Here is a 3301-nt window from a genome sequence, read left to right as displayed (position 1 = left end):
GCGTTTAAACACAAGTTGATCATAAACGGTGTCATCAGCCTGAGCGGTATATTGCTGATTTTACTCGGTCAGAACCTGCTCTGGTTGAACTCCAAACTCAAGCTGTATTTCCCGCTATACACCAATACACCGCTGGCCAAAGTATCTTTTGTAGAATCCGAGTACGAAAAGCCACGGATGATCCTGAAGACTTTCGATGAAAACAATAATCCGCTTTTGGCCAATGAGATACTTCTCAATGACAGCCTGTTTCAGCTCGAGATGCAGGTTATCAGGTTTAAGAAGCTGGGCAACCTGATGGGACTCGATGAGCTCTACCGTTTTACCCAGGTCAGTTATATCTCCAGTGATCCTGAAAATCCAAATGATTTTCTGGTAACTCCGCTGGTCGATTCCGATCGACCGGTGATCGATTACTTAAACGGAGTCAACAAGTTCATGTCCATTGCCACGCATAAAACCGTCTTGACCGATCCGCTGATCCTGGACAGCTCCCATGTGGTCGAGATTACCTACAATGAGCTGGGCACTCTCGATCTTCTGCCTGAGGCTAACAGTCGCCTGGCCGAGGGCGAATAATTTCCGAATTTTTATAAACTCTGCCAACCGGAACCTGTTATTATCTGCACATGGGTAATACTGTTTTCAAAGATAACGTGACAATTGTTACCGGCGCTTCGAGCGGGATAGGTCGTGAACTGGCCCTGCAGTTGGCAGACCAGGGTGCTGTCCTGGTTTTGGCCTCCCGCAGTCTTGATCAGCTCGAAAAGATTGCCGCTGATTGCCGAAGGCGGGGCGCCAAAGCTCTCGTGGTGAAAACCGATGTGGGGCTTGAGTCCGAATGTAAGCATTTGATCGATAAGGCTTTTGGAGAATTCGGCCGGATCGATACACTGATCAATAATGCCGGTTACAGTACCGGTGGCAGGCTGGATGAACAGCCCGATCTGAAGGCTTTCCAGAATGTCATGGAGGTCAACTTTATGGGCTCGGTCTGGTGTACCTACTACGCTCTCCCGTATTTGAAGAAAACCCGCGGGCGAATCGTGATGGTGTCCTCGGTTCTGGGCAAGGTTGCAATCTGGGGAAGTACCGTCTATGCCGCCTCCAAATTTGCGATGGCCGGTTTTTCGGACATTTTGCGCAATGAACTGCGTTCCGAGGGGGTCTCGCTGACAGCTGTTTATCCCGGCTACGTTGTCACCAATTTCGCCGGCAATGTGATCAAGCCGGACGGCCAGAAGATGGGCGAACAGGGCCAGAAGCTTTACACCGATAAGATGATGACAGCTTCGGAGTGTGCCCGGATTATCCTCAAGGCTTCTGCCAAACGCAAGCGCGAGAGGGTATTATCGTTTTCAGGCAAGCTGGGAGTGTTTTTAAACAAGATCTCTCCCAGGCTGATCGACTGGATTTCCATCAAAGCGCAAAAGCATCGCGCAAAAAAGCAGAACTCATAACCTTAAGTGACAAAACTGAGTAGTTGACCTGTCAAAATGCGCGTATCGCAACATCTCCTGATGAATTCCTCAGGCCAGTAGATCAAACCTCACCCGGAATAATTGACTGTTTTTGCCAAAGGTACGAGCCAATATCCGCTTATATCAGGCAACCTGACAACCAGCCCGCTTCTTTGAGTTGACAGACGGTCTGCCGGGAGTTTAATTACAGCCAAAGAAACGCACACAAGGAGATATCAAATGCCCGAAGAAGTCTATAAACTCTGGCCCGAACTGGAATGGATCAAAGATGAGAAACTGCGTGAACAGACCGCCGACGCCTGGGCGCTGGCGCTGAAACTCAGTCCCTTGACCGTGGACGATCTGAACGAGATTCCCTTTACGCTTCTGATCAAGGATTGCCCGGTGACATTTATGGAACATAAACGTGCGGTGGTTCATCTGTCGTATGAATCCGCTCAGACGATGCAGAAATTTTTCGGCACCAACTTACCGATTGACCTGGATACGGTCGTGGCCGGGGCGATTCTGGCCGATGTCGGCAAGTTGCTGGAATATGAAAAGATCGAGGGTAAAGCGGTGCAGTCCGATTTCGGCAAAGCAGTCCGTCATCCGTTTTCAGGAGTCGGACTGGCGATGCAGTGCGGGGTGCCGAAAGAGGTCTGTCATATAATCGCCGCTCATGCCGGCGAGGGCGATATGGTCAAACGCACGACCGAGGCCTATATAGTCCACCACTGCGATTTCATGAGCTTTCTGCCGTTCAAAAATCTGTAGTTAGCATTTTGAAAAGGCTATCACCGCGACACCCTCTGCCGGCTGAAAGCTACAGACAGTTTTATGTCATTTGCGTTTGGCGCTGTTTACAAACCTGAAAGCGTCAGTAGCCGTAGTATAATCTTTAGTAATTTGACTTATACTTGAATGACGCAGTAAACAAAAGAAAAGCGGCCTGGAAATCCAGACCGCCTTTCGGTTCACCGCTCTCTGCTGATTAGTCGTTGCGATTGAACGCCATCATATCTGTTCGCCAGCACCCCTGAGCGGCGAAGTCGCCCCCGTTGACGTTCTTGTCGCACAACCATTCCGTTCCTCTGCTGTCCACATGAACCACCATCGGTCTCGAGCCGATGTGAGCTGCCCCTCTACCCTTTTCCATCTTGTCTTTTAATTTCACATTCATTTTACTTCTCCTTAAATTTTTTGCGTTCAATTTCAACTAATCGTTTGTCGATGTTCAACTAATCAAGCACCGGCCGGTGACAGGACTGCCCAGCGACGCTGGATCGCTTTCCACTGCACTGCCTGGTAGAGAGCGCTCAGGCCTACAACGGCGTAGACGATTCTGCTCAGAAAGCTCATATCACCGAAAATCGAGGCGACCAGATCGAATCCGAAAATGCCGACCAGCCCCCAGTTCAAACCCCCGATTACCAGAAGCGCGGCTACGATTACGTCTAATGTCTTCATTGTGTTCTCCTTTTTGATTGCGTCCACATAATTTCAACTTTCACTAGACAAAACATGAATTGTCTAATAATAGTTCCCGTTTTGTATAAAAAATTAAAAAACCTGCAAAAAAAGATCATTTGGCGTTGTTGTGCAATGCTTTATGGGTTCTTCCTGTATGAGTAACGTCCGGCTGTATTGTAAAAAATCGTTATAGAAAACGGTTTTGTGTCTAAGATAATGTAGATATCTTGTCTAAGATAGCGGTTATCTGTTTTTAATCCGATCCTAACAATTGCGAGCTATCCTGTAAAAAACACACAACTGTTTTTAGGAGGTCAAAAGATGGGTATGATGGATAAAATGATGGGAATCATGATAGGCCGGTTGTC

3 protein-coding genes are annotated in these 3301 nt (G+C 48.1%); 2 read left to right on the top strand and 1 reads right to left on the bottom strand.

The window, feature by feature from the left end:
* The first annotated feature begins 629 nt into the window (after positions 1–629).
* Positions 630–1460, top strand: a complete 831-nt coding sequence (locus tag GF404_00435) for an SDR family oxidoreductase (protein MBD3380638.1) — start codon at positions 630–632, stop codon at positions 1458–1460.
* A 240-nt stretch (positions 1461–1700) separates the two neighbouring features.
* Entirely contained in the window at positions 1701–2237 is a 537-nt protein-coding gene (locus GF404_00430; protein MBD3380637.1) for an HDIG domain-containing protein, read from the top strand.
* A 468-nt stretch (positions 2238–2705) separates the two neighbouring features.
* On the opposite strand, the gene GF404_00425 is transcribed toward GF404_00430, so the two are convergent.
* Positions 2706–2930 (bottom strand): DUF378 domain-containing protein, encoded by a 225-nt coding sequence (locus GF404_00425; protein ID MBD3380636.1) that lies wholly within the window; start codon positions 2928–2930, stop codon positions 2706–2708.
* Positions 2931–3301: the final 371 nt, after the last annotated feature.

This window comes from Candidatus Zixiibacteriota bacterium, assembly GCA_014728145.1.
GTDB lineage: Bacteria > Zixibacteria > MSB-5A5 > JAABVY01 > JAABVY01 > WJMC01.
The sequence above is the reverse complement of the archived record's forward strand: the minus strand, read 5'-3'. Positions and strand labels throughout refer to the sequence as shown.

What these genes read in the sequence shown, in the direction of transcription:
- GF404_00430 (MBD3380637.1), top strand. Translation starts at nt 1,701, where the DNA reads ATGCCCGAAGAAGTCTATAAACTCTGGCCCGAACTGGAATGGATCAAA.
- GF404_00425 (MBD3380636.1), bottom strand. Translation starts at nt 2,930, where the DNA reads ATGAAGACATTAGACGTAATCGTAGCCGCGCTTCTGGTAATCGGGGGT.
- GF404_00435 (MBD3380638.1), top strand. Translation starts at nt 630, where the DNA reads ATGGGTAATACTGTTTTCAAAGATAACGTGACAATTGTTACCGGCGCT.